The 25,942-nt window shown below is 62.4% G+C and carries 20 protein-coding genes; 15 read left to right on the top strand and 5 right to left on the bottom strand.

The annotated features are described in order from the left end of the window. The first annotated feature begins 106 nt into the window (after positions 1-106). Together HY795_13635 and HY795_13630 are read left to right on the top strand one after the other, a co-directional pair. Positions 107-1,657, top strand: coding sequence for a PAS domain-containing sensor histidine kinase (locus tag HY795_13635; protein ID MBI4806271.1), 1,551 nt, complete (start codon positions 107-109; stop codon positions 1,655-1,657). A 1-nt stretch (position 1,658) separates the two neighbouring features. Beyond that, on the top strand, positions 1,659-3,065 hold the full coding sequence (locus HY795_13630) for a sigma-54-dependent Fis family transcriptional regulator (GenBank protein MBI4806270.1): 1,407 nt from the start codon (positions 1,659-1,661) through the stop codon (positions 3,063-3,065). Here the strand turns inward: HY795_13630 and HY795_13625 are convergent, their stop codons facing one another. The 5 genes from HY795_13625 to HY795_13605 all read right to left on the bottom strand — a co-directional run bounded on the left by HY795_13625 (position 3,066) and on the right by HY795_13605 (position 9,778). After that, positions 3,066-5,360 carry a PAS domain S-box protein gene (locus tag HY795_13625; protein MBI4806269.1) on the bottom strand — a complete coding sequence of 765 codons (2,295 nt, stop codon included), beginning with the start codon at positions 5,358-5,360 and terminating at the stop codon, positions 3,066-3,068. Between the two features lie 16 nt (positions 5,361-5,376). After that, positions 5,377-7,293 (bottom strand): response regulator, encoded by a 1,917-nt coding sequence (locus HY795_13620; protein MBI4806268.1) that lies wholly within the window; start codon positions 7,291-7,293, stop codon positions 5,377-5,379. A gap of 196 nt (positions 7,294-7,489) precedes the next feature. Next, complete coding sequence (locus tag HY795_13615; protein MBI4806267.1) at positions 7,490-7,846, bottom strand: response regulator; 357 nt, start codon at positions 7,844-7,846, stop codon at positions 7,490-7,492. A 37-nt stretch (positions 7,847-7,883) separates the two neighbouring features. Further along, a complete protein-coding gene (locus HY795_13610) occupies positions 7,884-8,531 on the bottom strand; it encodes a DUF1641 domain-containing protein (GenBank protein ID MBI4806266.1) in 648 nt (215 codons plus the stop codon). An 11-nt stretch (positions 8,532-8,542) separates the two neighbouring features. Beyond that, a complete protein-coding gene (locus HY795_13605; GenBank protein MBI4806265.1) occupies positions 8,543-9,778 on the bottom strand; it encodes an NAD(P)/FAD-dependent oxidoreductase in 1,236 nt (411 codons plus the stop codon). Positions 9,779-10,345: 567 nt separating this feature from the next. Here HY795_13605 and HY795_13600 point away from each other — a divergent pair. The 13 genes from HY795_13600 to HY795_13540 all read left to right on the top strand — a co-directional run bounded on the left by HY795_13600 (position 10,346) and on the right by HY795_13540 (position 25,920). Then, a complete protein-coding gene (locus HY795_13600; protein ID MBI4806264.1) occupies positions 10,346-10,759 on the top strand; it encodes an NADH-quinone oxidoreductase subunit A in 414 nt (137 codons plus the stop codon). Then, positions 10,735-13,143, top strand: coding sequence for an NADH-quinone oxidoreductase subunit B/C/D (locus HY795_13595; GenBank protein ID MBI4806263.1), 2,409 nt, complete (start codon positions 10,735-10,737; stop codon positions 13,141-13,143). Before HY795_13600 ends, HY795_13595 begins: the two co-directional genes overlap by 25 nt. A 16-nt stretch (positions 13,144-13,159) precedes the next feature. After that, entirely contained in the window at positions 13,160-13,654 is a 495-nt protein-coding gene (gene nuoE, locus HY795_13590) for an NADH-quinone oxidoreductase subunit NuoE (protein MBI4806262.1), read from the top strand. 3 nt (positions 13,655-13,657) lie between these two features. Next, complete coding sequence (locus HY795_13585) at positions 13,658-15,052, top strand: SLBB domain-containing protein (GenBank protein ID MBI4806261.1); 1,395 nt, start codon at positions 13,658-13,660, stop codon at positions 15,050-15,052. After that, positions 15,040-17,532, top strand: coding sequence for an NADH-quinone oxidoreductase subunit NuoG (nuoG, locus tag HY795_13580; GenBank protein MBI4806260.1), 2,493 nt, complete (start codon positions 15,040-15,042; stop codon positions 17,530-17,532). Before HY795_13585 ends, nuoG begins: the two co-directional genes overlap by 13 nt. Further along, positions 17,529-18,521, top strand: coding sequence for an NADH-quinone oxidoreductase subunit NuoH (gene nuoH, locus HY795_13575; GenBank protein MBI4806259.1), 993 nt, complete (start codon positions 17,529-17,531; stop codon positions 18,519-18,521). The genes nuoG and nuoH overlap by 4 nt, the downstream gene beginning before the upstream one ends. 4 nt (positions 18,522-18,525) lie before the next feature. Next, a complete protein-coding gene (gene nuoI / locus HY795_13570) occupies positions 18,526-19,080 on the top strand; it encodes an NADH-quinone oxidoreductase subunit NuoI (protein MBI4806258.1) in 555 nt (184 codons plus the stop codon). 71 nt (positions 19,081-19,151) lie between these two features. Then, positions 19,152-19,676, top strand: a complete 525-nt coding sequence (locus tag HY795_13565; GenBank protein MBI4806257.1) for an NADH-quinone oxidoreductase subunit J — start codon at positions 19,152-19,154, stop codon at positions 19,674-19,676. Further along, the gene (gene nuoK / locus HY795_13560) at positions 19,673-19,978 is read left to right on the top strand and encodes an NADH-quinone oxidoreductase subunit NuoK (GenBank protein MBI4806256.1); all 306 of its coding nucleotides are present in this window, start codon (positions 19,673-19,675) and stop codon (positions 19,976-19,978) included. The genes HY795_13565 and nuoK overlap by 4 nt, the downstream gene beginning before the upstream one ends. Before the next feature lie 4 nt (positions 19,979-19,982). Next, positions 19,983-21,881 (top strand): NADH-quinone oxidoreductase subunit L, encoded by a 1,899-nt coding sequence (gene nuoL / locus HY795_13555; protein ID MBI4806255.1) that lies wholly within the window; start codon positions 19,983-19,985, stop codon positions 21,879-21,881. 34 nt (positions 21,882-21,915) lie between these two features. After that, positions 21,916-23,361 carry an NADH-quinone oxidoreductase subunit M gene (locus HY795_13550; protein ID MBI4806254.1) on the top strand — a complete coding sequence of 482 codons (1,446 nt, stop codon included), beginning with the start codon at positions 21,916-21,918 and terminating at the stop codon, positions 23,359-23,361. 10 nt (positions 23,362-23,371) lie between these two features. Further along, the gene (locus HY795_13545) at positions 23,372-24,781 is read left to right on the top strand and encodes an NADH-quinone oxidoreductase subunit N (GenBank protein MBI4806253.1); all 1,410 of its coding nucleotides are present in this window, start codon (positions 23,372-23,374) and stop codon (positions 24,779-24,781) included. Between the two features lie 95 nt (positions 24,782-24,876). Beyond that, positions 24,877-25,920 carry a DUF2235 domain-containing protein gene (locus HY795_13540; GenBank protein MBI4806252.1) on the top strand — a complete coding sequence of 348 codons (1,044 nt, stop codon included), beginning with the start codon at positions 24,877-24,879 and terminating at the stop codon, positions 25,918-25,920. The last annotated feature ends 22 nt before the right edge of the window (positions 25,921-25,942 follow it).

The following is a 25,942-nucleotide window of genomic DNA, read 5'->3' as shown; positions in this document are numbered from 1 at the left end:
CGACGACTTGCAAAGAAAACTCGTAGAAGATACGAGCCACATACCCGCCCGGAAAGGTCTTGTCCGGGTCGGATCGCAGCCATACAGACCAGGAACGGGCCCGGCCATGTACGTCAAATTTCCAGGCCTCCAAACGCACGCACTCGCGGCCTCATACTCGGGACTGCCTTCGGCCGTGGTTTTGGCCGGGCCGGACCAGAACGTGGCCTACGCCAACGACGAGTTCTTCGCCTTGACGGAATGCACCGCGAGCGACCTGGAGCTCATGACGTTTTCAGACGTCCTGAGTGTTTTTTGCGTGGGCATCCACGACAGCATCGAGGATTTTCTGGCCAACGAGGGTATCTGGTTCGACATGGAAAAACCCATAGCCAAGGCCGACGGCAGCCTGGCCTGGGTTCGCGTGCGCGTTGACCATATGGAGTTCGAGGGGCATGGAAGGTGGGCAAGGCTCATAATTGACGACGTGACCCGCTACAAGGTGGCCATAGAAGGCCTGGTGAACCGCAAGAACCTCTACCAGTCCATCGTTGAAACCCGCCCCGACCTCATCTGCTGCTTCCTGCCCAACTGGAGCCTGACATACGCCAACACGGCCATTGCCCGATCCTTTGGCAGAACGCGGACGGAAATGGTCGGCGAGGATTTTCTTCTTCTTCTGGAACCGGCCCTTCGCGAGCGCTTCAGCCAGGCCGTGTCCTCCATCACCCCGGAGAACCCCATGGCGGAGTTGGAGCACCAGGAAGTGAGCGCGAACCCTGATTCTCCTCCCGTTTGGATGCGCTGGATCATACAGGGTTTTTTCTACAAAACCGGGCACATCAAGGACTACCAGGTGGCGGGCATCGACGTGACCGGCCAGAAGGTAACGGAATCGCAGTTCATTCACGCCGACAGGCTGGTCTCGCTTGGCACCCTGGTTTCCGAGGTGGCGCATGAGATCAGCAACCCCAACAACTTCATCATGTTGAACGCCCCCCTGGTGCTCGACCTCTGGAGAACAGTGGCCCCAAGCCTGGAGACCATCGCCAGGGACACGGACGACGGCATGCTGGGCGGGATTCCCGTTTCGGACATCTCCCGGCACGTGCCCCAGCTCCTCACGGGCATCATCGAGGGGTCCGAGCGCATTCGGGATTTCGTGCGAGAACTCAAGAACTTTTCCCGCCAGGACGCGGAGAGCGGTTTCGAGATGCTTCCGGTCAACGATGTGGTGCAGTCCGCGGTGCTTCTCATGAGCAAAACCATCGGGCTGCACACCACCCGGTTCGCCGTGCGCTACGGCAACGGCCTTCCTTTGGTGCGGGGGCGCAGGCAGCGCCTGGAACAGATCGTGGTCAATCTGGTGCAGAACTCCTGCCACGCTTTGGTCGGCCCGCACCAGGGAATCGAAATTGAAACTCTCTTCCACGAACCTTCGGCCAGCGTTCGCATAGTGGTCCGGGACCAGGGGGAGGGCATCCGCCCGGAGGACCTGCCCAAGATCACCGAACCGTTCTACTCCACCAAACGCGAACAAGGCGGAACCGGACTTGGTCTCTCGATCTCGCTCTCCATCGCCCGGGAGCACGGCGGCCAGCTCCTGATCGAATCCGTCCGGGGCGCCGGGACCACCGCCACCGTGGTTCTTCCCGCCATAATGCAGGAGATTGCCTGACATGGGCACGGCACTCATACCCAAGCACCCGATCCTTCTCGTGGACGACGAAGAGCAGGCCCTGCAAAGCTACGACCTGAACCTGCGTTATTCCGGCCTGACAAACACAATCCGCTGCCAGAATCCTCTCGAGGTGAAGAACATCCTGAGCCGCCAGCAGGTGTCCCTGGTCATGCTCGACCTGTGCATGCCCCAGATGCGCGGGGAAGAGGTGCTCAGCTACATTAAGAACGAGCACCCGGGCCTTCCGGTCATCATCGTCACCGGTTTCAACGAAGTTGAGACGGCCGTGCGCTGCATGCGGGCGGGATCGGTGGATTACCTGGTCAAACCCGTGGACCGGGCCCACCTCTTGTCCGCGGTGCGCCATGCCCTGGAGGCAAGCCCCGCCGCGCGCCCGGAGAATCCGCCCAGCCAATTACAGCAAGAGCCCAGCGAGAACGCCTTGGCTCGCATCGTCACGGGCAACGCCCGCATGAAATCCCTCCTGGCCTATGTACAGGCTGTGGCCGGATCGGATGAACCGGTTTTGGTCACTGGCGAAACCGGGGTGGGCAAGGAGCTCGTGGCCAGGGCCATCCACGACCAAAGCGGCCGCTCGGGAAAATTCGTGGGCGTGAACGTGGCGGGTTTGGATGACGCCATGTTCTCGGACACGCTCTTCGGGCACAAGAAAGGAGCCTTCACCGGGGCGAACATCGGCCGGCGCGGACTCATCGAGGAGGCCACCGGGGGCACGCTCTTTCTGGACGAGATAGGCGACCTGGCCAAGGCCTCCCAGCTCAAGCTCCTGCGCCTGATCCAGGAGCGCGAATACTACCCCCTGGGTTCAGACACCTTAAAACCCGTGGAAGCGCGCATCATCGTTGCCACCAACCAGGCCCTGGAAGAGATGATCGAACAGGGCACGTTCCGGCGCGACCTCTTCTTCCGGCTGCGCACGCACTATGTGGCCATCCCGGCCCTTCGCGAACGCATGGACGACCTGGAGCTTCTAACGGAACACTTCCTGGAGAAGGCGGCGGACCGACTGGGAAAACCCACGCCCCAGGCCCCTGCGCAACTGGCGCCGCTTCTTGCCGGGCATAGGTTCCCGGGCAACGTGCGCGAACTCGAAGCCATGATTTTCAACGCCGTGGCCCTAAGCGAAGGGGCGGTCCTGTCCATGGAGCCCTTCAAGGATTGGGTGGGGTCGGTGCGCGGGAGCGTCCGGCCGGAGCTTTTCCCTGCGGTGCTTGGCGAGATGGAGCACGGGGTGATGACCCTCAAGCAGGCCGAGGAGCGGGTGATTAACGAAGCCCTGGAACGGGCGGGCGGCAACCAGAGCGTGGCCGCCAAAATGCTTGGAATTACGCGTCAGGCGCTGAACAGGCGTTTGCTGACAAAGAAACGCAAGAAAACAGGCTAGTTACTCTCCGCCCCCAGGTCTTTCCCCCGGGATGGGCAGGCGCACGTAGAAGCTCGCGCCGCCGTCCTCGTTGTTCACCACGTTTATGGTCCCCCCGCACTCCTTGACGATGCCGTAGCTGATGGAGAGCCCGAGCCCAGTTCCCTTGCCCACCTGCTTGGTGGTAAAAAACGGCTCGAAAATACGCATCATGGCGGCTTCGGGCACGCCCGTGCCGGTGTCCGATATGCGTACGGTGACGAACTCGTTGTTGTGCATGGTCTTTATGGTGATGCGTTTCGGCACCTGCCTGCCGTCCGGTTTCGCGGCGCGCTCCTCGATGGCGTCCCGGGCGTTGATGAAGAAGTTTATGAACACCTGCTCCATGCGGTTTGACTCGCAGCGGACCAAAGGAAGCTTCTCATCGAGTTCCCAGACCACCTCGATGCTTCTCAGCGCCAGCTGCTGGCTGAAAAAGTCGAAGGATCGCTTGAGCACGTCGTTTAAGGCCACCTCATCCAGCTGGATGTCGGATTTGCGGCCGAATTCGCGCATGTGGCTGATGATCTTGGTGGCTCGCTCCACTTGTTGAACAACCAACTCGGTGACGCGCCTGAGCAAAGCCTCGGCCGGAAGCTCCCCGCGGCTGAGGCTGCGCTTTATGAGGTCCACGCTGGTCTGGATGACGGCCAGGGGCTGGTTGATCTCATGGGCCACGCCCGTGGCCATCTCGCCCAGGGTAGCCATCTTGCTGGCCTGAATGAGCTGCTGCTCCGTTTCCAGGCGGTTGGAGATGTCGCCCACGGTCACCAGGAAAACCTTGCGCTTATTGTACTCGGTCGGCGAGGAATTGATGGAGACAAAGAACTCCCGGCCGTCCTTGGTGATGTGCTTGACCTGGTCGATATCCTTGTTCTTCTTGAGCGTCTTTACGAAGGCCGCCTTCTCGACATCCGCGAACAGGTCCAGAAAGCTCATCCTGGACAGTTCGGACTTGGTCCAGCCGTAGAGGTGAACGGCGCTCATGTTGCAGTCGCGGATGGTGAAGTCTTCCTGGTCGAGCACGAACACGGCGTTAGGTATGTTGTTGAAGATGGCCATGTACTTCTTTTCCGAACGCTTGAGCTCCCGCTCCAGATCCTTGCGTTCGGTGATGTCCAGGCACATCTCCATGGCCGCCACCAGATTCCCCTCGGAATCATAGATGGGGGCCGTGTTCACTATCCAGTGCGCCATGGAGCCGTCCCGATAGCAGCCGGACTCCTCGGTGGTCTGGAACCTGCCGGTATTGAAGGTTTTTTCCACCGGGCAGTCCGGACACTTGGAGTCGCGGCCCTTGTAGGCCTTGAAGCAGAATTCCCCGAGACGCGCGTTGAAGCGTTCCTCGAAGGTCTTGTTGAAGCGCAGGAGCCTGAAATCGCGGTCCTGCACCGTGATAACGCACGGCACTCCCTCGAACAGGTCCTGGTAGAGATTCTTCTGCAGCGAGAGCTGGTTGTTCTTGGCCATGAGGTCCGAGCCCATCTGGTAGATGGCCTCGGCCAGCTGGCCGATCTCGTCGTCGCTTTTCACGCTCTGGCGTTTGAGGGCCTTGCCCTGGGCGATGAGCCTGGCGTCGTGTATTATGGAGTTGATCGGCCGCTTCACCAGAGCCAGGAACAGCACGGCCAGGGTGGCGAAGGTGACGATGAACTGGATGAATGCCAGGTAGAGCGTGTGCTGCCTGCTCTCGCTTATGAGTTCATCCGCGCCGGACAGGGAAAACGCCAGGTCCAAAACTCCCAGTATTTTTTCCCCGGCCTTGTGGAAGTGGCAGCCCGAGGGGTCCGAGCATCCCTGTTCGTTCAAGATCGGGGTCACAAGCCTGAGAACCCGTTCTCCGTTCTCCTCGGAGTCCTTGTAGATGGCGTCGGTCAGGCTCGGCTGAAGCCTGGCTTCGAGGCCCTGGTGGCAGGCCTGGCACAAGGGGTCCCTGCGGGTGATGACCACGCGGGTCTGATCCGGCGAGGTGGCGAACATCACCTCCCCGGCCTTGTTGATGATGCGGACGTTGCGGATTTCCTGAAGCTTGCTGTAGTTGTTGACGATGGCCTGGATGTCTTCGCGGGAGTTGAGCATCATGGCGTAGTGCAGGCCCAGCTTCACCGTGCTGGCCACGCGGTCCGCGCCCATGATGAGGTTCTCGACCGTGGCCTCCTTCTGGTACTGCACGTGATAGAAGGACCACAGAAAGATGCTCGCGAACAAAATGAAGGCGATGGGAAAGGTGATCTTTAAGACCAGCCTGCTGCGAAACGATTCGAGAAGCCCTTTCATCCGCCTTCTCCCTGCCTCATGAAGCCCGGGTACGGGGCATGGTGACGATTATGGACGTCCCCGTGCCCAGTTCCGACTGAACGTCTATGGTGCCCCCGTGGCGCTCGATGACCTGGTTGGAGATGAAAAGCCCCAGCCCAGTGCCGCGCGACCCCTTGGAAGAAAAGAACAGGGTGAACATCTTCTCCCTGGTTTCCTGGTCCATTCCCATGCCGTCGTCGGCAACCTCGAAGCGCACCGTGTCGGCATCGGCCGTCACCTTGAACACCACGTGGTGTTCCGGCTTGGTGTCGTCCTCGGCGCAGGCGTCCACGGCGTTTTCCAGAAGGTTCACCAGAGCGGCGGACATGGCGGTTTCGTCCAGGCCGGTCTCGCCGAGATCTTCGCCCGCCTCCAGCCTGAACCCCACCTTCCTCTGCTGCGCCTTGGGTTCGATGATGGCGGCCAGGTCCTTGGCGAACGCGCCAAGGTCCACTTGCGCGAGCTCGGTTTCACGAGATTTGGCGTAATAGAGAATGTCCAGAACCATCCGGCGGATGCGGCTGATCTTGTCTTTCACAATGGCCCAGCCGTCGCGCAGGCGTTCGGCGTCGTCACGCTTGAATCCGGCCTCCACCTTGTACACTCCGCCGTCCAAGGAGGTGAGCAGGCCCTTCACGCCGTGGGACATGGAGCCGAGCATGAGCCCAAGCGAGGCCAGGTGGTCCTGGAGCTGGCGGATCTGGGTGATGTCCGTGGATATCTCCATCACCTGCTCTATCTGGCCTTTGTCGTCATGCACCGGAGCGGTCTGGATGAGCACGATACGCTGCGAGCCGTCCTTGGTGGTGACCACGGTCTCCCACTGGTGGGACTCCCCGTCCTCGAAGGTGAGCGAGATGGGGCACTCCTGGCAGGGATCCTCACGGTGGGTGAACGTAGTGAAACACTTGCTGCCCCGGCACTCGCCGAAATCCTGCCGGAAGCGGCGGTTGGCCTCCACTATGTTGTGCTCGCGGTCCACCACCTCGATGTAGCACGGCACGGAATCGAAAAGCCGGTGGAACTTTTCGCGGGTGGCCCGCAGTTCCTCCTGGAGCCTGTTCACTTCCGTAACGTCCACGGACAGTTCGATGACCATCTCGACTTGTCCGTCGTTGCTCATGATCGGCGCTGTATGGACAATGACAGGGACTTCGCTCCCGTCCTTGCCCATGAGAATTTCCGGGCTGCGCTGGGCCTTACCGGATTCGATGGTCTTGGCCACGGGGCAGGCGTTGCCGCTGCCCTGTCGCTGGGAATAGACCTCCCAGGAATTTTTTCCAGTCATGTTGCCCAGGCGATCCTCATAGAGCTGGTTCACGGCCACCACTTCCAGATAGCGGTTGTGGATGGATATAAAGCAGGGCAGCTGGTTGAAATAGCCCATGCCCTCGTCGAAGGTTTCCACCAGGCAGCGCATGGCCGTGGAAAGACCCTCCACCACCTGGCCCACGGCCAGCTGGCGCTCCAGTTCCACAAGCTTTGCGGACTTCTCCTTGACGATGCGCTCCAGGTTCTGGGTGTGCTCGCGCAGTTGGCGGCGCATGCCGATCTTTTCGGCGGCGCGCTTGAGCGCGTTTATCAGAAGCTCGTCGCGGATGGGCTTGGTGATGAAATCCAGGGCTTCGTACTGAAGGCTCTTCACGGCCAGGTCCATGTCTCCATGACCGGAGATCATGATCACTTCGATGTCGGGACTTATTTCCTTGATGCGCTTTAGGAGCTCGATGCCGTCCATGCCCGGCATCTTGATGTCTGTCAGCACGATGGATGGAACGAAAACTTCGAGCGCCTCCAGGGCTTCCTCGCCGTTGGCCGCTGTCTGGACATCATAGCCCAGGTCGGCGATGGAGAGCCCGAGGATTTCCCGGATGGCGTCCTCGTCGTCGACCAGCATCACTTTCTCGCCCATGAAGCCACTCCTTAAAGCGCGTGAAGACCGCAATCGCGTTCAGATTTTTCTTCTCTGTATCCTTCTAAACAGCATGCGGCAACACGTCCTCACCAGCCATCCCCGAGAAGGACAAAGGCGCGGGCCCCGTAAGGGAAAGCCCGCGCCTTTGCGATATCGTCTCACCGGACAACAAGCCGGTGTCAGTTCCGGACGACTAGCCGGCGATCATTTCCTTGACCATCTTCAGGGTCTTCTCAACGTCCACGGGCTTGGTGATCACCGGGACGTTCTTGGTCAGAACCGGCGGGCGGGGGCCCACGCCGCTGATCACGATAACCGGGATCTCGGCCAGCTGCGGTTCCTGGCGAAGCTTCACATAGAACAGGGTGCCGCCGCGGGCGGGCATGTCCATGTCCAGGGTGATGAGATCGGGTTTGTGGACCTGGGCCATTTCCAGGCCCTCGACGCCGTTCTTGGCGCCCACGGTTTCATAGCCGGCCTCTTCAAAGACGTCCTTGAGATACGAAATGATCTCGGGGTCGTCGTCGATTATGAGGATCTTCTTGGCCATAGTTACCTCGCGGTTTGCGGCTAGGCCGCTTTATTGGTTATTTCAGCTTGCCCAGGGCCTTGACCATTTCCATGGCCACGCCGATGCCGTCCTTCACCTCGGGGTTGGACAGGGCGCCCACCACACCGAACATTCCCACAGGCTTGGCGTTGGCCAATTCCATGTTGGCGGGCATGTCCGTGAGCTTTTCCAAGAGCTCGAGCATCTTGGGGTCGCTCATCTTCTTGAGCAGGCCAATGAGAACCACGAAGCTGTCGCCCATGGCCTCGATGTCTTCGGGGCCGTAGTGCTGGGCGATTTTGCCGCGAACTTCGAGCATTGCCTCGTAGGTCCTGAACACGCCCTTCTGCTCCAGGGTTCCCAGGTAGCGCACGGTGTTGTGCAGGGCGGACTTCATCATCGGCTCCATGGTGTGCCACATGTCGATGATGGTCTCGAGGGCTTCGAGAGCCCAGGTGATGTTTTTGACGTTCACAAGGATCTTCTTGACGAGAGGCAGGAGGTCTTCCAGCTGGAAGCTGTCCTCCACGTCCTTGAATTCCTTGATGAGGGCGTAGAGAGCCTGCTTCATGATCGGGTTCAGATCCCGGATCAGGTCGTCCATGGGCTCTCTGGCTTCCCTCGCGACAGCCAGCTCGGCTTCTATCTTGCCGAGTTTTTCTAAAATGAGGTCCTCTTTGCTCATGGTCACTTCTCCTAGAAGCCGCCGGGGCGTTTTTTGCCGGCCATGAACATCTGAGGTTCGAGGGGCAGGTCCTTACCTTTGAGCATGAGATTGAAGTAGACCCACTTGAACATCATCTTGCCCCAGTAGTTCATGTAGGACTCTTCCAGCAGGCCGAAGGGTCCGATGCCCGGGAACGGATACTTGCCCGGCAGAGGCTCGACTTTGTAGTTGAAGTCGATGAGAGCGGCTTTCTCGTAGCCGGTGACGATGAAGCAGTTGGAGTGGCCGTCGAACTCGGGGCGCGGGGCCAGACCCTCGATGTCGCGGTGCAGATTCTCGGTGAGAACATCCGCCTCGAAGTGGGTCACGGAACCGGCCTTGGAGGTGGGCACGTTGGTGGCGTCGCCCAGGATGTACATGTTCTCGTAGTCGGGAGACTTCAAGGTGTAGTGGTCGGTCTTCATGTAGCCCATGGGATCGCCGATGTCGGAATCGATGATCACCTGGGAGCCGAAGTTGGGCGGAATGGCCACCAGGAGGTCGAACTCCACTTCGTCGCCCTTCATGGATTCCATCACGCCGCGCTCGGCGTCAACGGCCGCGATTTCGAAGTTGGGAACGATCTTGATGTTCTTCTCTTCGCAGATCTTGCCCAGGGCGGCGGCGGCCACGGGCTTGGTAAAGGCGCCGGTGAGCGGGGTCACCAGCTCGATCTCGATGTTGTGGCGGGTGCCCTCGGTCATGAAGAACCAGTCGGCCAGGAACAGGAATTCCAGGGGGGCGACCGGGCACTTGATGGGCATTTCGGCAATGTTCAGGCAGATCTTGCCTTTCTCGAACCGGGCCAGCTTGTGGCAGAGGTCCACCGCCCCATTGGGGGTGTAGAAGTCGTGGATGTTCTTCTTCCAGCCGTCCATCATGCCTTCGATCTCGTCGGGCATGATGCTGCAACCGGTGGCAACCACGATCCAGTCGTAGTCGACCTTGGAGTTGGTGGTGGTGACCACCTTGCCGACAGGGTCGATGTTGGTGATCTCTTCGTTGATGAATTCAACGCCAGCGGGAATGAAGCTCGACAGGGGACGGATGCAGTCCTTGATGTCGTAGATGCCGAAGGGCACGAAGAGCCAACCGGGCTGGTAGTGGTTAACAGTGTTGCGATCGATGATGGTGATCTTCCACTCTTTCTCGTCCAGCTTCTGGCGCATTTTGTTGGCGATTATGCAACCGCCGGCGCCGGCACCAAGAATAAGAAGCTTTTTCATGTCCTAACGGCTCCTCTCGTGTTTTGAAACCTAGGTTTTCAGTGTCCCCCAAGCGTCCTTGGGGAGTCCCCATTCCACGTTTCCCCTCTAAAGCAGGGGCCGTGCCAGCCGTTAAAAGCTAAATAAAACGTTTAATTTCAGCATATTGGCAAAATAGACCACTAAAACGACCCACTCTTTCCCGAGCAACATTTGTTGACACAAAACGTGGTGCCGCCGGGAATGCTGGCCGCACCGGAGATAAATGCGGAAAGCAACGTTTGTTGCGGCGTAAACAATTGTTGCGGGTAACGATTGACCAGCCCCGAAGTGAGGAAGAGTTCCGGTGAAATTTTCGCGAAAAAAAGTGGCAGATGAATTCATTCCCTCGCCCTGCAAACCAACATGCGTGCATCCTCAACTGGCACCTGCGAGCCCGCGGGCGAGGGCGGCCAAATTCGCGTGAGCACGGTTCAACCCGTTCTTTTTCTTTACTCTCTGCTTCAGAATACGCTAAGGTGGGGAAGATACCTTCTCTTGCGGACGCTTTGGCGCCCGCGCCTTTTAAGCGAACCAAGGGTACAGCGCATGACACCGGTCGACCCGTCACTGAACTTCGCATTGTCCCCGTGGGAACCCGGAGGACTGAGCCTCTTGGTTTTCGCGGTCCTGGTGGGAGGGCTTTTGGCGGCCCTGCTGGTTCTGACCCGGATTGTGAATCCCACAAGGAGAAGCCCGGAAAAGGACAGGCCTTACGAGTGCGGCGTCATCCCCACCCCGGAGCCCATGTTCCGCTATCCCGCGCCATTTTCCCTGGTGGCCATGGTCTTTTTGATCTTCGACGTGGAAACCGCCTTCATCTACACCTGGGCCGTTTCCTTCGACACCTTGAGCGCCGTGAGCTTCATCGGCATCTGCGTGTTCATCGGCGTGCTACTGCTCAGCCTCTGGTATCTTTGGCTCAAGGGAGGGCTCCAATGGGGCACGGCCACCAGACAATAGACCTGCCCGGCCTCACGGCGCCTTCCAGCGTCGACCTTGCCGTGGACTGGTGCCGCGCCAACAGCCTGTGGCCGTTCTTTTTCGGCCTTTCCTGCTGTTTTGTTGAGGAAGCCACCGCCTTCACCGCCCGCTACGACATCGCCCGCTTCGGGTCGGAAGTGTTTCGCGGCTCGCCGCGCCAGTCAGACGTGCTCATCGTTTCCGGCACCATCTTCAAGAAGGTGGCCCCGGTGGTCTTAAGGCTCTATGAGCAGATGGCCGAGCCCAGGTGGGTGATCTCAATGGGCTCGTGCTCCAACACCGGCGGCATGTACGACGTCTACTCCGTGGTGCAGGGGGTGGACCAGATTCTGCCGGTGGACATCTACGTGCCCGGCTGTCCGCCCAAACCAGAGGCCCTCCTGCACGGGCTCATGGCCCTGCAGCAGCGCGTGAAGCTGGAACGCCCCACCCGGCCCATATTCGGGCTTTCCGGCGGCAGCCAGGGCGGGCGCACCGAGGAACTCGTGGAAGGCGCCACCAAGAGCATGGACACGCGCGGCCCCGGTTTCGCGGGCACCGCCGTACGGGGCACCTCGGCCACGCCCCCGGATTTTGCGGGCAACCGCTCCCGCCTGATGTGGACCCCGCCGGCCGCGCGCATCGAGATTTCCGAACCGGACAGAAGCCTGGCCGCCGAGCTTCAGGAGCGTTTCGGCCAGGACGAGGGGAGCCCAGGCATCGAGATGGTCGAGCCGGTTTCGGACATGCCCACCCTGCGCGTTCCCGCCGGGAAGGCCCGGGACGTCCTGGAGTACTTGAAGACCAGGCCAAACTCTCCGTACGCGCGCCTGGAGGACCTGACAGCGATTGACGAATCCGCCCGCCAGGCCTCCCAGGGCTATCCGGACTTCCACCTGGTCTACACCCTGCTCAATTTCCGAAAGGCCTCCCGATTGCGCGTCAAGGTGCCTCTCCAGGGCGCGGCTCCCGAAATCGACAGCGTCACCGGCATATGGGCCAGCGCCGACTGGTACGAACGCGAAGTGCACGACATGTTCGGCATCGACTTTTCCGGTCACCAGCGCCTGCGCCCCCTGATCCTGCACGCCAACTGGCCAGGCCACCCGCTGTTGAAGGCCCACCCGCGCCGGGCCACCACCATGCCCCCCTTCACCCGGGCCGACCTGCCCGCCCTGGAGCCGGTGGACGCGGCCGAGCTTTTGGGCACCTCCGGGGACGAGGAGGAGATGCTCCTCAACTTCGGGCCCCACCACTACGGAACCCACGGGGTGCTCCGCTACGTCCTGGCCCTGCACGGCGAGATGATCCGGGATATGGACATCGAGATCGGCTACCACCACCGGGGGGTGGAGAAGATCGCCGAGCACCAGTCCTGGCACCAGTTCATCCCCTACACTGACCGGGTGGACTACCTGGCCGGGCTCGCCAACAACCTCTCCTACGTCACGGCCGTGGAGAAGCTGGCGGGCATCCATGTCCCGGACAGGGCGGAATACATACGGATCATGCTCTGTGAGTTCTTCCGCCTTTCAAACCACCTGCTCTGGTTCGGCACCTTCGTGCAGGACCTGGGCATGATGAGCGCCATCTTCTACACCTTCCGCGAACGCGAGATGATTCTGGACCTCATCGAGAGCGTCACCGGCGGCAGGCTGCACCCGTCCTGGCTGCGCATCGGGGGAGTGGCCCAGGACCTGCCCGAGGGATGGCGCGAGAAAGTGGACGCCTTCGTCAAGGTGTTCCCCTCGCGCATCAAGGAATACGAGGCTCTTTTCGACCGAAACCCCATCTTTCTGGCCCGCACCAAGGGGGTCACCCCGCTTGCTTTGAAGGACGCCATGGAATGGGGCGTCACCGGACCCAACCTGCGGGCCTGCGGCCTGGAGTGGGACCTGCGCAAGAAGATGCCCTACGGCGCCTACGAGGCCTTCGACTTCGACGTTCCCATCGAGCACGGCGGCGACTGCTTCTCGCGCTACCGGGTGCGCATGGAGGAGATGCGCCAGAGCCTTCGCATCATCGAACAGGCAGCGCGCGACATGCCCCCGGGACGGCACATCACCGAGGACTACCGCTACAGCGTGCCGGAAAAGAAGGATACGCTCAAAGACATCGAGAGCCTGATCCATCATTTCGTCAACGTGTCCAGGGGGCCCAACGTGCCCCGGGGCGAAGCATACCATGTCACGGAGTCGCCGCGAGGCGAACAGGGCTACTACGTGGTGAGCGACGGACTTTCCTCGCCCTACCGGCTGCACATCCGCTCGCCAGGCTACGCCAACGTGCAGGTGCTCAAACATTTCGTGCCGGGGCATACCATCCCGGACCTGGTGGCCACCCTGGCCTCCATCGACTACATTCTGCCCGATATCGACAGGTGAAGGAGACGCGTCCCGCATGCTGCCCGAGGAACTGGACCAAAGTCTGCGCGAGATGATCGCCCACGCGGACCACGCCCGCGAGATGGCCGTGGACGTTCTCTACGCGCTGCAGAACCACTACGGGTACCTCTGCGACGAGGCCATCGAGGAGGCGGCCAGCCGCCTGGGCATGACCCCGCTGGAGGTGGACGAGCTGGTCACCTTCTATGACTTCTTCTACCGGGAGCCTGTGGGGCGCTACGTCATCCACGTGTGCGACGGCGTGGTGTGCTGGATGCACCGGGTGGACGGCGTGTTCCGCCATCTCCAGAACGTGCTGGGAATCGAGGTGGGGCAGACCACGCCGGACGGCATGTTCTCCATCCTGCCCACGGCCTGCATCGGCGACTGCCAGAACGCCCCGGGCATGCTGGTCAACGGCAAATACTACGGCAGGCTCACCAACGAAAAAATCGACTCGATCCTCGCCAGGCTGCGCGAACACGGCGAAGAAATCGTGGTGTGCAGGTAGGCCATGGACGAACTGGTTCTTTTTAAAAACCGCGGCAAGCGCCACCACGTCCATCTGGACGAATACCGCGCCATCGGCGGCTACGAGGGTCTTTCCAAGGCCCTCACCTCCATGACTCCGGGAGAGGTGGTCAAGGAAGTGCTGGATTCCGGCCTTCGCGGGCGCGGCGGCGCGGGTTTCCCGGCCGGACGCAAGTGGGGCGGCGTGCCTGCGGACAGCCCCCACCCCAGGTACATCCTGTGCAACGCCGACGAGATGGAGCCCGGCACCTTCAAGGACCGGATCATCATAAACGCCGACCCCCATCTCATCATCGAAGGCATGACCCTGGCCGCCTACGCCGTGGGCGGCGACAAGGGCGTTATTTTCATCCGCCCTTCCTACGAGATCGAGGCGGAACTGCTGACCATCGAGATCGAGGAGGCTCGCGCCGCCAATCTATTGGGCAAGAACATCCTGGGAACGGATTTCAGCTTCGACATCATCGTGCACCGAAGCGGCGGCCGCTACATCTGCGGCGAATCGGGAGCCCAGCAGCGCGCCGTCATGGGCGTGCGCCCAAACCCCATCGAGACCGGGTACCGCTCCTCGGTGCGGGGCCTGTGGGACAAGCCCACCATCGTCAACAACGTGGAGACTCTGGCCAGCGTGCCGGGCATCATCCGCAACGGCTCCCAGTGGTTCAAGGACCTCGCGGCCACCCCCGGCGGGGACGGGGCCAAGCTCTATGCGGTGAGCGGCATGGTGGCCAAGCCCGACTGCTTCGAGCTGCCTTCGGGCACCACGCTGCGCCAGGTGGTCTTCGACCACGCCGGGGGCATGCCGCCCGGCAAGAAGTTCAAGGCCGCCCTGCCCGGAGGCACCTCCACCACGTTCATGTCCGAGAAGTACCTGGACCTCCCCCTGGACTTCCAGACGCTTCGCGACAACGGCTTCCGCCTGGGCACGGGCGCGGTGATCGTCTTCGACCAGGACACCTGCCTGGTGGCGGCCACGCTCAACATGATGCACTACTTCGCCCGCGAGTCCTGCGGCTGGTGCACGCCCTGCCGGGACGGCCTGCCCCTGATACTGGACGTGCTGGAGCGCATCGAGGCCGGCACGGCCACCCAGGAGGACGTGGCCACCCTGCGCCGTACCGCCGAACACGCCGAACACGCCAACTGCGCCTTCGCTCCTGGCGCGGCCGCGCCGGTGCTGGGGCTGCTGGACTACTTCATGGACGAGATCATGGCCCACCTGGATGGCAAGGGATGCCCCTTCAGCTCCCAGCCGGCCCTGCCCTGGCAGGGCGACCGCCACGCCATCATCACCACCTGGCCCGGAGCGCCCGAGGGCAGCTGCCCCGGCGCGCGCCCCAGACCCAAACCCAGGCGGATCGTGTCATGCCCGATCTGATCATAGACGGACTTCGACTCTCGGTTCCGGAAGGGACCACGGTCATCGAGGCCGCGCAGCAGGTGGGCATCATGATCCCGCGCTTCTGTTTCCACCCGGCCCTGGGCCCGGCCGGATCGTGTCGCATGTGCGCGGTGATGTTCACGGACGGCCCGGTGAAGGGTTTGCAGATGAGCTGCATGGTGAAGGCCAAGGACAAAATGGTGGTGGACACGGGCCACCCCGAGGCCCTGGAGTTTCGCAGGCACATTGCCGAGCTCCTCATGCTGCACCACCCGCACGACTGCCCGGTGTGCGACGAAGGCGGACACTGCCTGCTCCAGGACACCACCATCTCCTGCGGCCACGGCCTGCGCGCGTTCAAGGGCAAAAAGCGCACCTACCGCAACCAGGAGCTCGGCCCACTGGTGGTGCAGGAGATGAACCGCTGCATCCACTGCTACCGCTGCGCCCGCTACTACCAGGACTTCGCTGGATACCGCGACTTCGGCCCCATGCGCATCGCCGGTGACGTGACCTACGGCCGGTATGCCGAGGGCCCGCTCCAGAGCCCGTTCGCGGGCAACCTGGTGGAGGTCTGCCCCACCGGGGTGTTCACGGACAAGCCCTCGCGCCACAAGGCCCGCCACTGGGACCTGGAGCGAAGCCCCTCAGTGTGCCTGAGCTGCAGCCTGGGCTGCAACAACGAGATTTCCGCCCGCTACCGCGCGGTGATAAAGATCGAGGCCAGGCCGCATCCTGATGTGAACGGATATTTCCTGTGCGACCGGGGACGCCACGGCTACGAGTACGCCAACCTGCCGGACCGCCCCCGCCAAGCCCAGATCGACGGAGCGAACGCTCCGCTGGAGAAAGCTCTCGCGGAAGCCGCCGCGCGCATCCAGAAGCTGGTTGCCCAGCACGGCCCCGGCACCGTGGCCTGCCTCGGTTCCTCCAGGCAGTCCCTGGAGAGCCAGGGCGCGCTGAAGCTTTTGGCCGCCAAGGCCGGCTGGACCGCGCCCGAGTTCACCACCGGAAGCCACCGCAAACAGAACATGCTCTCGGCCGTGGCCGGTCTGGGCAAGGACCTGCACGTCTCCATGGGAGGCATTGCCGGGTCGGACTGCATCCTGGTGGTGGGCGCAGCCCCGCTCTCGGAAGCGCCCATGCTGGCCCTGGCCATCCGCCAGGCGGCGCGAAACGGCGCGGCCGTGGCCGTGATAGACCCCAGGCCGGTGGAGATGCCGCTTGAGTTTCTGCACATCCCGGCCCGCAAGCACCACATGGAAGCCGCTTTCGGGGCCATCCTGCGCCGGGCCTTCCCCGAACCCGCAGCCGGGGACGCCGGTTTCCTTGATTCGCTTAGCCAGCATATGCCCGACCCGGCAGCTGTTCCCGGGTGGGAAGAGTTTGCCGTACGTCTTGCTGAAAGCGCCTTCCCGGTAATCGTATGCGGATCAGACATCGTGAGGCTCTCCACTCCGGCCCTGGCCGCGGGTGCGGCGAAATTTTTGGACGGGCGCAGGGGACGGGCCGGGTTCTTCCCGGTGCTGGCCGGAGCCAACGCCTACGGCGCAGCCCTTATGAATGGGGACCCCACGGCGAGCTTCGACGACGTGCTGGCCGGAATCGACTCCGGGCGGATCAAGGCCCTTCTGTGCGTGGAGTCCGACCCTGTTGCCCGCTTCGCGGATCACGCCCGCATCCAGGCGGCCATCCACAAGCTCGATCTCCTGGTCTGCGTGGACTACCTGGCCTCGGCCACACGCTGGCAATCCCACATTTTCCTGCCCAGCCAGACCGTTTTCGAGGCGGGGGGCAGCTTCTTAAACCAGGAGGGACGCCTCCAACACGCCAGTCCCGCTTTTTCTGGCGGCACGCCCATGGGCCAGACCCTCCAGAGCGGCCATCCCCCGAGGACGTACTCCCCCGGGATTCCCGGTTCCCAGCCCGAACCATGCTGGGCGATCCTGGCCGGGTTGGCCGGCGCGCTCGGCTGCGGTTTTGGGGAGGGGTATCGCCCCTGGAACGGGGTGGTTGCCGCATGTCCGGCCCTCACTGGCCTTTCTCCCGACCGTTGGCCGCACGACAACGTCCTGGTCATCCCGGACGCGGCTCCCGGCGCTACGCTAGGTGCCCGCCCCTCGCCCGTTCCGCCGGACCTCGGGGCGGATCTCATCATCACCGAGCAGGCTTTCGGAACCGAAGAGCTCTCGAGCTACGGCACTATCCTCAAAAGCCTGGCACCATCTCCACAAATGGTTCTCCACACCAAGGACGCCAGCACCATCGCGCTTCGCGACGAGGATGCGGTCCTTTTGTCCTGCGGCTCCGGGCCAGCCAGCTGCTACCTGCGCATGGTGGACAACATGGCCCGGGAAACCGTGGTCCTGCCCAGGCGCCCGGACAGCGGCTGGAGGCACGCCGTGGCCAACGGGTACACCATCGAGTTGGCGCTTTTGAGCAAACAGGCGGACAAATCCGGGGAGACGCCCTCATGACCCTGTGGCTCGCCGGATTCGCCGTTCTTCTGGTCAAGCTTGTGCTGGTGCTGGCCGTGGTCATGGCCGGAGCCGCCTATCTGGTGCTTGTGGAACGAAAGCTCCTGGGGCGCTTCCAGCTGCGCTACGGGCCAAACCGGGTGGGGCCCTTCGGGCTTCTGCAGCCCCTGGCAGACGGCGCCAAGATGCTCCTCAAGGAGGATCTGGTCCCTGCCGGTGCGGACAAATTCCTCTTCTTCATCATCCCGGCCGTGCTGCCCATGACCACGCTCCTGGCCTTTGCCGTGGTCCCCTTCGGCACCGAGCTTACCATCATGGGCCAGAAGGTGCCCATGGTCATCTCCGACCTGGACGTGGGCGTGCTGTTCGTTCTGGCCCTGTCTTCTGTCGGGGTTTATTCCCTGGCGCTCGGCGGCTGGGCCTCCAACAGCAAGTACAGCCTCTTGGGCGCGGTGCGCGGCGTTGGCCAGATGATCAGCTACGAGCTTCCCCTGGGGCTTACCCTGGTGCCCGTGGTGATGATGGCCAAATCCATGAGCCTTGTGGACATAGTGAACGCCCAGGCGAGCATGCCTTTCATCGTGTATCAGCCTGTGGCCTTCATTCTGTTTTTTGTAAGCGCCCTGGCCGAGATAAAAAGGACCCCGTTCGACCTGGCCGAGGCCGAGAACGAGCTCCAGGCCGGCTACCACATGGAATACAGCGGCATGCGCTTCGCCCTGTTCTTCTTGGGCGAGTACGTGAACATGATCTTTCTGGGCGCTTTGGCCGCCGTGTTCTTCATGGGCGGCTGGAGCGGGCCCGTGCTGCCGCCCATAGTGTGGATGCTCATTAAGACCTCCATCATGCCCATCCTGCTCATCTGGATTCGGGCCACCCTTCCCAGGCTGCGGCCTGACCAGCTCATGCGCCTGTGCTGGGTGTGGCTGGCCCCCCTGGCCCTTGTGAACATTCTGGCCACCGGAGCGGTGATGCTCCTTGCGGGATAGAGCCATGGACGAACGAAACGGCTTTTTAAAAAACATGGTCCAGGGCACCACCGGCCTGATGGAACCCTTCTGGGTGACGCTCAAGCACCTGTTCCGAAAGCCCATTACGGAGCAGTACCCGGAGTACAAGCGCGAGCTTCCCCCCAGGGCCAGGGGGCGCATCGTGCTTACCCGCAGCCCCGACAAGGAGGAGCGCTGCGTGGCCTGCCAGCTCTGCTCCGCCGCCTGCCCGGTGAGCTGCATTTCCATGCAGTCCGCCGTTCGCCAGGACGGACGCCGTTACGCCGAGTGGTTCAGGATCAATTTCGGGCGCTGCATTTTCTGCGGCCTGTGCGAGGAAGCCTGCCCCACCCTGGCCATCCAGCTTACTCCCGACTTCGAGATGAGCGAAGACGACCCGCTGAAGCTTATCTACGAGAAACACCAGCTTCTGGTGGACCATGGAGGCAAGGACCCGGACTACGACTTCTACAAGCATGCCGGCGTGGCCGTGGGCCGCGAGCCAGGAACCCATGACAACGAACATCCTGCGGCGAACCCCAAGACCAACTTCCCCTAAGGAAACCTCATGGGACAGAACATGATACGCTGCATGAATGGCCGTAAAGCACACGCGAGGGGAGAAGCCGCATGAACGTTCCCCAGACAATATTCTACGCCCTGGCCGGGGTGATCGCCCTGGCCACGGGCCTGGCCGTTACCAGGAAGCAGCCCGTGCATGCCGTCATCTATCTGGTGGTGTCCTTTTTCGCCACGGCGGTGCTCTTTGGCCTCTTCGGCGCGCCGCTGCCCGCTGTGTTGCAGATCATGATTCCGGCCGGAGCAGTCATGGTGCTGTTTCTTTTCATCATCATGCTTCTTGGGCGCGAGGAGCCCAAGCCCAGGGACTGGGGCGTCATGAGCTGGATCGGGCCTGGTGTGCTCGGTGCCGTGGCCGCTGCCGCCGGGCTGGTTCTCATCTGGTCGCCGCCGCACGAGACCGCTCCCATGGCCATGGCCAAGGCCACCGCTCGCGAACTGGGCCATTACGTGTACCAGAACTACTGGCCGGCGGTGGAGGCCATCTCGGTGCTCTTTTTCGTGGCCCTGGCCGGGGCCATGTTTTTGGTGCGCGACTTCAAGTCCAAACAGCCTGGCGAGGAGACCAAACCGTGATCGCGCCGCTTGACCACGTTCTGGCCCTGGCGCTCATCCTCTTTGCCATGGGTGCCTTCTGCGCCCTGGCCAGGCGCAACCTGATCATGATCCTCCTTGGCGTCGAGGTGATGCTCAACGCCTGCTCCGTGGCCCTGGTGGGTGCGTCGCTCCACTGGCAGGCCATGGAGGGCCAGGCCTTCACCCTCTTTCTCATGGCGCTCACCGCGGCCGAGGCCTCGGTGGGCCTGGCGCTTTTCGTCCATGCCCGCAAACGAATCGGCACGCTGGATTCTGGCAGCTACTCCAGCATGAAAGGTTGATAACGTGAAGACGCTCGCCTTTCTCACCCTCGCCCCCCCGCTCATTGGCGGCCTGATCCTCATCATCACTGGCAGAAACCTCCCCAGGCGGACCTGCGAGGTCCTGGCCTGCTCCGCCATTCTGGCCTCCTGCATCGCGGCCGTCACCGCATGGTTCACCTTCCCCGGCGGGCGCGAGGTGCTCACCCTGGCCCCGTGGTTCTCGGCCGGGCCGGTTACGGCATCCATCGACGTGCTCATCGACCCGCTGTCTCTTATCATGGCCGTGATGGTCACCTTCGTGTCGTTCATCATCCACGTGCATTCCGTCTGGTACATGCGCGGCGAGGAGGGCTATGTCCGCTACTTCTGCTATCTGAACCTGTTCGTGTTCAGCATGCTGGTGATCGTGCTGGCGGACAACCTGCTCTTTTTGTTCCTGGGCTGGGAGGGAGTGGGCTTTTGCTCCTACGCCCTCATCGGCCACTGGTACCAGGAGAGTTTCCGGGGGGTAGCCGGGCAGAAGGCCTTCATACTGACGCGCATAGGGGACGTGGCCTTCGTGGCCGCCATGGCCGTGCTGGTCACGAACATGGGAACGCTTTCCATAAGCGTGATCGACGAGCGGGTCATCACCCTGTCTACGCGCGCGGCCCTGGCCCTGGGGCTTTTGTTCCTGTTCGCGGCCACGGGCAAGTCCGCCCAGCTGCCGCTTCTGGTCTGGCTGCCGGACGCCATGGCCGGTCCCACACCGGTCTCGGCGCTCATCCACGCGGCCACCATGGTCACGGCCGGGGTGTACCTGCTCATGCGCCTGTTCCCGCTTCTGGCCATTTCCCCGGACGTCATGCTGACCGTGGCCTGCGTGGGAGGGCTCACCGCCTTCTGGGGTTGCCTGGCCGCCATGAGCCAGCGGGACATCAAGCGCATTCTGGCCTGGTCCACCATAAGCCAGGTGGGGTACATGCTCCTGGCCCTGGGCGCCGGCGACATCACCGGCTCCATGTTTCACCTGCTCTGCCACGCTTTTTTCAAGTCCCTGCTCTTCCTGGCCGCCGGATGCGTGATCCAGGTGCTGCACGAGGAGCAGGACGTACTCAATATGGGTGGCTTTCTGCGCAAGGCCCGCCCGGAAATCTTCTGGCTGTTTCTTATCGGCGCTTTGGACCTGGCATCGCTTCCGCCCACGGCCGGGTTCTTCAGCAAGGGCCGGGTGCTGGAATCCGTGCTCGGACAGCCAAGCCCAATCTATCAGGCCCTGTTCGTTTTGGCGGCTGCCGGAGCGGTGATCACCTCCTTCTACACCTTCCGTCTGGTATTTTTGGCCTTCACGGGCGAACCGGCCAAACCCTTCACCCACAAGCCCGCCGTGCTGCCCACGGGCATGGCTCGGGTTCTCTGGCCCCTGGCCGTGTTGGCCCTGGTGGCCGGGGTGATCAATCTTCCCGGCAACTGGGCCGGGGGGGGCTGGCTGGAGCACGTCCTCGCGTCCGTGCCCGGGGCAGCGCCCCAGGTGCACGAGGCGCACAGTTCCCACGGTTCCACCGCGGAACTCATCGATCTTGGCGCCGGGCTCCTGGGACTTGGCCTGGCCTGGCTGCTCTACTCGCCCGCCCGCAGGCCTGGGGCCCAGGCCCTGATCGCCCGCGAGGACGGCCCGCTCGGTGTGTTCAGGGGAGGTCTCGGCCTGGACGCCCTGTACCGTGCCGTGTTCGTCAAGCCCTACCAAGCGCTCAGCACCGTCATCTGGAAGGGGGTGGACCAAGGCGTGGTGGACGGCGCTGTCATGGGATCTGGCAGGCTTTTCGCCTGGGCCTCGGACGCGGTCAGGCCCTGGGCCACTGGTAAGGTGACCCTGTACCTGACCATGCTGGTAACCGGCCTGGCCCTGCTGCTGGCCGTGTTGGCCGGAGGGATCAGATGAGCGCCCGTCTGTCCGCGACAAGGAGAGTGAACGCATGAACGTCTGCCTCCTGCTCACGGCCATAACCTTTCTGCCCCTGGCCTTCGCCGTGGGTGCCTTGCTCCTTGGCAAGCGTCCCGAAGCCTGCCGAAAATTCAGCCTGGCCGCCGCGCTTGTTCATCTTGTCCTCACGGCCTGGGCCATGAGCCTGCCCCTGCCTCTGCGCGAAGACTTCACCTGGATCGCGGGACTTGGGGCCCGTTACACCCTGGAGATGGACGGCTTAAGCGGCATTCTGGCCCTGATGACCTCCTTCCTGACCGTCATCGCCGTGCTGGTTTCCTGGAAGGAGATCAATGAGAAGGTCGGCGCCTACCACGCCCTGGTGTTCGGCGTGTCCACCACTGCCCTGGGCGTGTTCCTGGCCCGGGACCTGCTTCTGTTTCTTATTTTCTGGGAGGCCCAGCTGGTCCCAATGTTCTTCATCATAGGCATCTGGGGCCATGAGGACAAACGCCGCGCGGCCTTCAAGTTCTTCCTCTTCTCCATAGCGGGCGGACTTTTCATGCTGCTGGCGGCCATCTGGCTCTATCTGGCCCACGGCGCCTTGACCGGCACCTACACCTTCGCCCTTGACGCGCTCCTGGCATCGCCCGTGGCACCGGGGGCACAGGCCTGGCTGCTGGCGGCTTTCCTTCTGGCCTTTGCCATAAAAACCCCCATCGTCCCCTTCCACACCTGGCTTCCCGACGCCCACACCCAGGCCCCCACGGCGGGCAGCCTGCTCCTGGCCGGAGTGCTCCTGAAAACCGGCTCCTACGCCCTGGCCCGCTGGGCCATCCCGCTGTTCCCCCAGGCCTCGGCCGAATACTGGTGGATACTGGCGGCCCTGGGCGCTGGCGGGCTGGTCTACGCGTCCTGGGTGGCCTTCGCCCAGACCGATGCCAAGCGCCTGGTGGCCTATTCATCCGTGGGGCACATGGGCCTGGTGGTGCTTGGCCTGGCCGTGTGGAAAACAGCCACGCTTGAAGGCTCGGTGCTTCTCATGGTGAACCACGCCCTGACCACGGGCGCGCTGTTCGTTATGGTGGGCATGCTAGGGGAGAGGGCCGGAACCCGCGAAATGGCAAAATTCGGGGGGCTTTGGAAAACCATGCCCACCTTCAGCGGTTTTTTCCTGCTTTTCGCCATGGCCTCGGCCGGACTGCCCGGACTTGGCAACTTCGCAAGCGAGATGCTCATATTACTGGGTTCGTACAAAACTGCCCCCCTGGCGGCATCCCTGGCCTTCGGAGGGTTGGTGTTGACCCTGGCCTACGTGTTGCGGCTTCTCCAGAGCGTTCTGTTTGGCCAAAGCGCCACCGGCAGCGTCTACCAGGACATCACCACGCGTGAAGCACTTATCCTGGCGCCTCTGGCGGCATGCGTGGTGTTTCTGGGCGTGGCGCCGTGGGCGGTGCTCGAACTGATCAAGCTGCCACTTAGGGCCCTGCTGGTGTAAGGAAACGATAATGAACGCACTGCTTACCAGCTATCTCCCCATGCTCATCCTCTGTGCCGGGGCCCTTCTGGTCTTCGTGTGCGGCGCGCTCGCACCCCAAAAAAGCGTGCTGTTCAGATCGGTTTCCCTGGCCTCCTCTGGCCTGGCCTGCCTGTCCGCCCTGCTCATGGTCCCTGATGCAACACAGACCCTGGTTGATGCCGGCCCTTACGCCCGCTTCTTCACCATGCTTTTGTGCGGGTTGACGTTTCTCTGCCAGCTTTTCGCGGGCGAATACTCAAGGCGCCGGGGGTTCGAGCGAGACGAGTTCCACGCCCTGGTGCTTTTAGCCGCGCTGGGCATGGTGATGCTGGCCGTATCCACTGACTGGGTGATGTTCGCCATAGCCCTGGAGATCCTCTCTCTCTCGCTCTACGTGCTCATTGCCGCGCGCAGGGACAAGGACCAGCCTCTGGAAGCGGCCATCAAGTATTTCGTGCTGGGCGCGGTGGCTTCCGCCATGGTCTTTTTCGGCATCGCCCTTGTCTATGCCGCGTCGGGAAAAATGGGGATATCCGCGAGTCTTACGGCAGCAGGCTCTCAGGGATCGGCCCTTCTGGGCATGGCGTTCATTCTTGTCGGGCTTGGCTTCAAGCTCTCCCTGGCCCCCCTGCATCTGTGGACCCCGGACGTGTACCAGGGCGCGCCCGCGCCGGTTGCCGCGTTCCTCTCCGGCGGGGCCAAGGTGGCCGTGTTCGCCGCGCTTCTTCGCCTAGCCATGACCGAGGCCCCGGCCTGGAAAGCTCTGGAACCGGCCCTGTGGGTTCTGGCGGCTCTTTCCATGCTTGGCGGAACATTGGGCGCGCTCACCCAGCCCAGGGCCAAGCGCATGCTGGCCTACTCGTCCGTCTCGCACGTGGGGTACCTTGTGCTGGCACTTCTGGCCGTGAGCATCGCGGGCCCTGGCCCGGCCATGTTCGCCGCTGCGGCGCTTGGCATCATGGACGTGGCCGTGTTCGGCTGCCTGGGGCTTCTCTCGCCGTTGGACGAAGACGCCGACCTGCTTGAAAGCCTGCACGGGGCGGGGCGCGCCAACCAGGGCGTGGCCGCTGTTCTGGCCTTGAGCCTTCTTACTCTGGGAGGGCTGCCGCCCACGGTGGGCTTCATGAGCAAGCTGGTGGTGTTCAAGGCCGCCCTGAGCGCGGGCTACCTCTGGCTGGCCGTGTTGGGCATCGCCACGGCCATTGTCTCAGTGTTCTATATCCTGCGGGTGTTGGCAGCGATGTACGCCAAGCCAGGCGAAACATCCGGGCCACTGCCTGGCCCGGGGGCAACGGGGTGGCTGGCTGTGGCCCTGTCGGCGCTCTTCATGCTTGGCCTTGGCCTGGCGCCCATGCCCGTGCTGGACGCCGCCGCCCTGGCCTTCAAGGCCTTGCCCTGACCGGCTTTTCAATACCTGCCTCGCTTTTCCCGCAGCTCGTTCTTGCATTGGCAAGACGGACTGACCTTCACCTTATGTAATTTGGCGGAGGATATATGAGCAAATCACTGCTGCTGTTCGCTGACGGCACCTGGAACGACCCTTCGAGCGAAACCAACATCTACCGCTTGTTTGAGGCCTTCGACGCAGGCCCGGCCAACAATGTCGAAGAGACGCACGAGGTGGGGCATCACCGGTACAGAACCGGGTTCAGCCAGATCGCCCTCTATCTCGAAGGCGTGGGGACCGACGAGAACATCAAGGACCCTGCCGAAGCAGCCTTCGGCATCGGCGTGCACAAAAAGGTTCTTGATGGCTTTCTGCTCCTCTCAGAGCTTTTCGAACAAGGCGACCTGATTCACCTCTTCGGCTTTTCGCGGGGGGCCTACACTGTCCGCAGCCTGGCGGGGATGATCTCCTCGGTTGGCCTCATGCGGCCGGAGGACACGCGCAAGTGGGGAGCCAGAAAAATTGCCGAGCAACTCTGGAAGCGCTACAAACTGGGGCAAGGGCCACTGGACCCGAACGCCCCTTCGCTTTCAAGCGACAAGCCTATCCGCTTTCTTGGCGTATGGGACACCGTGGGCGCGCTTGGCATCCCCTCCTCCTCGGTGGACAATGAACAGGACCACCAGAACCTCGACTTCGCCAGCCCAACGCTTGGTTCACGGGTGGAATTCGGCCGCCAGGCTCTGGCCATCGATGAAACCCGGGTGGATTATTCGCCCTGTCTCTGGCAAGCCCGGACCGGCATCAAGCAGCTCTGGTTTTGCGGGGTGCACAGCGACATTGGCGGCGGGTATGCCGACAAGACCCTGGCGGACCTGACCGTCGAATGGATGCTCCAGGAAATGGAGCAGCTGGATTTAGGGTTGGAGTTCATCCCGTCCCAACTGAATCTGAATCCTGATCCGCTGGGCGAGCAGCATGACGAGGTGGTGAACGGAAAATGGAACGGCCGCCCGGTTGGGCCCAGGGCTATCCCGGCTGAAGCCCAGTTCCACGGAAGTGTTTTTCAGCGATTTGACGCACCGGGCTTGGGCTATCGCCCCAAGGCGCTGGAAAACCATCCCAAATTCCACCGATATTACCAAACTTAGAAAAGATAAGCCGCACAAAACG

The organism is Desulfovibrio sp. (genome assembly GCA_016208105.1).
Taxonomy (GTDB): Bacteria; Desulfobacterota; Desulfovibrionia; order Desulfovibrionales; family Desulfovibrionaceae; genus Fundidesulfovibrio.
The sequence above is the reverse complement of the archived record's forward strand: the minus strand, read 5'-3'. Positions and strand labels throughout refer to the sequence as shown.

What these genes read in the sequence shown, in the direction of transcription:
- HY795_13550 (MBI4806254.1), top strand. Translation starts at nt 21,916, where the DNA reads ATGAACGTCTGCCTCCTGCTCACGGCCATAACCTTTCTGCCCCTGGCC.
- HY795_13615 (MBI4806267.1), bottom strand. Translation starts at nt 7,846, where the DNA reads ATGGCCAAGAAGATCCTCATAATCGACGACGACCCCGAGATCATTTCG.
- HY795_13620 (MBI4806268.1), bottom strand. Translation starts at nt 7,293, where the DNA reads ATGGGCGAGAAAGTGATGCTGGTCGACGACGAGGACGCCATCCGGGAA.
- HY795_13585 (MBI4806261.1), top strand. Translation starts at nt 13,658, where the DNA reads ATGGACGAACTGGTTCTTTTTAAAAACCGCGGCAAGCGCCACCACGTC.
- nuoE (MBI4806262.1), top strand. Translation starts at nt 13,160, where the DNA reads ATGCTGCCCGAGGAACTGGACCAAAGTCTGCGCGAGATGATCGCCCAC.
- HY795_13540 (MBI4806252.1), top strand. Translation starts at nt 24,877, where the DNA reads ATGAGCAAATCACTGCTGCTGTTCGCTGACGGCACCTGGAACGACCCT.
- HY795_13600 (MBI4806264.1), top strand. Translation starts at nt 10,346, where the DNA reads ATGACACCGGTCGACCCGTCACTGAACTTCGCATTGTCCCCGTGGGAA.
- HY795_13635 (MBI4806271.1), top strand. Translation starts at nt 107, where the DNA reads ATGTACGTCAAATTTCCAGGCCTCCAAACGCACGCACTCGCGGCCTCA.
- nuoI (MBI4806258.1), top strand. Translation starts at nt 18,526, where the DNA reads ATGGACGAACGAAACGGCTTTTTAAAAAACATGGTCCAGGGCACCACC.
- nuoH (MBI4806259.1), top strand. Translation starts at nt 17,529, where the DNA reads ATGACCCTGTGGCTCGCCGGATTCGCCGTTCTTCTGGTCAAGCTTGTG.
- HY795_13610 (MBI4806266.1), bottom strand. Translation starts at nt 8,531, where the DNA reads ATGAGCAAAGAGGACCTCATTTTAGAAAAACTCGGCAAGATAGAAGCC.
- HY795_13630 (MBI4806270.1), top strand. Translation starts at nt 1,659, where the DNA reads ATGGGCACGGCACTCATACCCAAGCACCCGATCCTTCTCGTGGACGAC.
- HY795_13565 (MBI4806257.1), top strand. Translation starts at nt 19,152, where the DNA reads ATGAACGTTCCCCAGACAATATTCTACGCCCTGGCCGGGGTGATCGCC.
- nuoG (MBI4806260.1), top strand. Translation starts at nt 15,040, where the DNA reads ATGCCCGATCTGATCATAGACGGACTTCGACTCTCGGTTCCGGAAGGG.
- HY795_13595 (MBI4806263.1), top strand. Translation starts at nt 10,735, where the DNA reads ATGGGGCACGGCCACCAGACAATAGACCTGCCCGGCCTCACGGCGCCT.
- HY795_13605 (MBI4806265.1), bottom strand. Translation starts at nt 9,778, where the DNA reads ATGAAAAAGCTTCTTATTCTTGGTGCCGGCGCCGGCGGTTGCATAATC.
- HY795_13545 (MBI4806253.1), top strand. Translation starts at nt 23,372, where the DNA reads ATGAACGCACTGCTTACCAGCTATCTCCCCATGCTCATCCTCTGTGCC.
- HY795_13625 (MBI4806269.1), bottom strand. Translation starts at nt 5,360, where the DNA reads ATGAAAGGGCTTCTCGAATCGTTTCGCAGCAGGCTGGTCTTAAAGATC.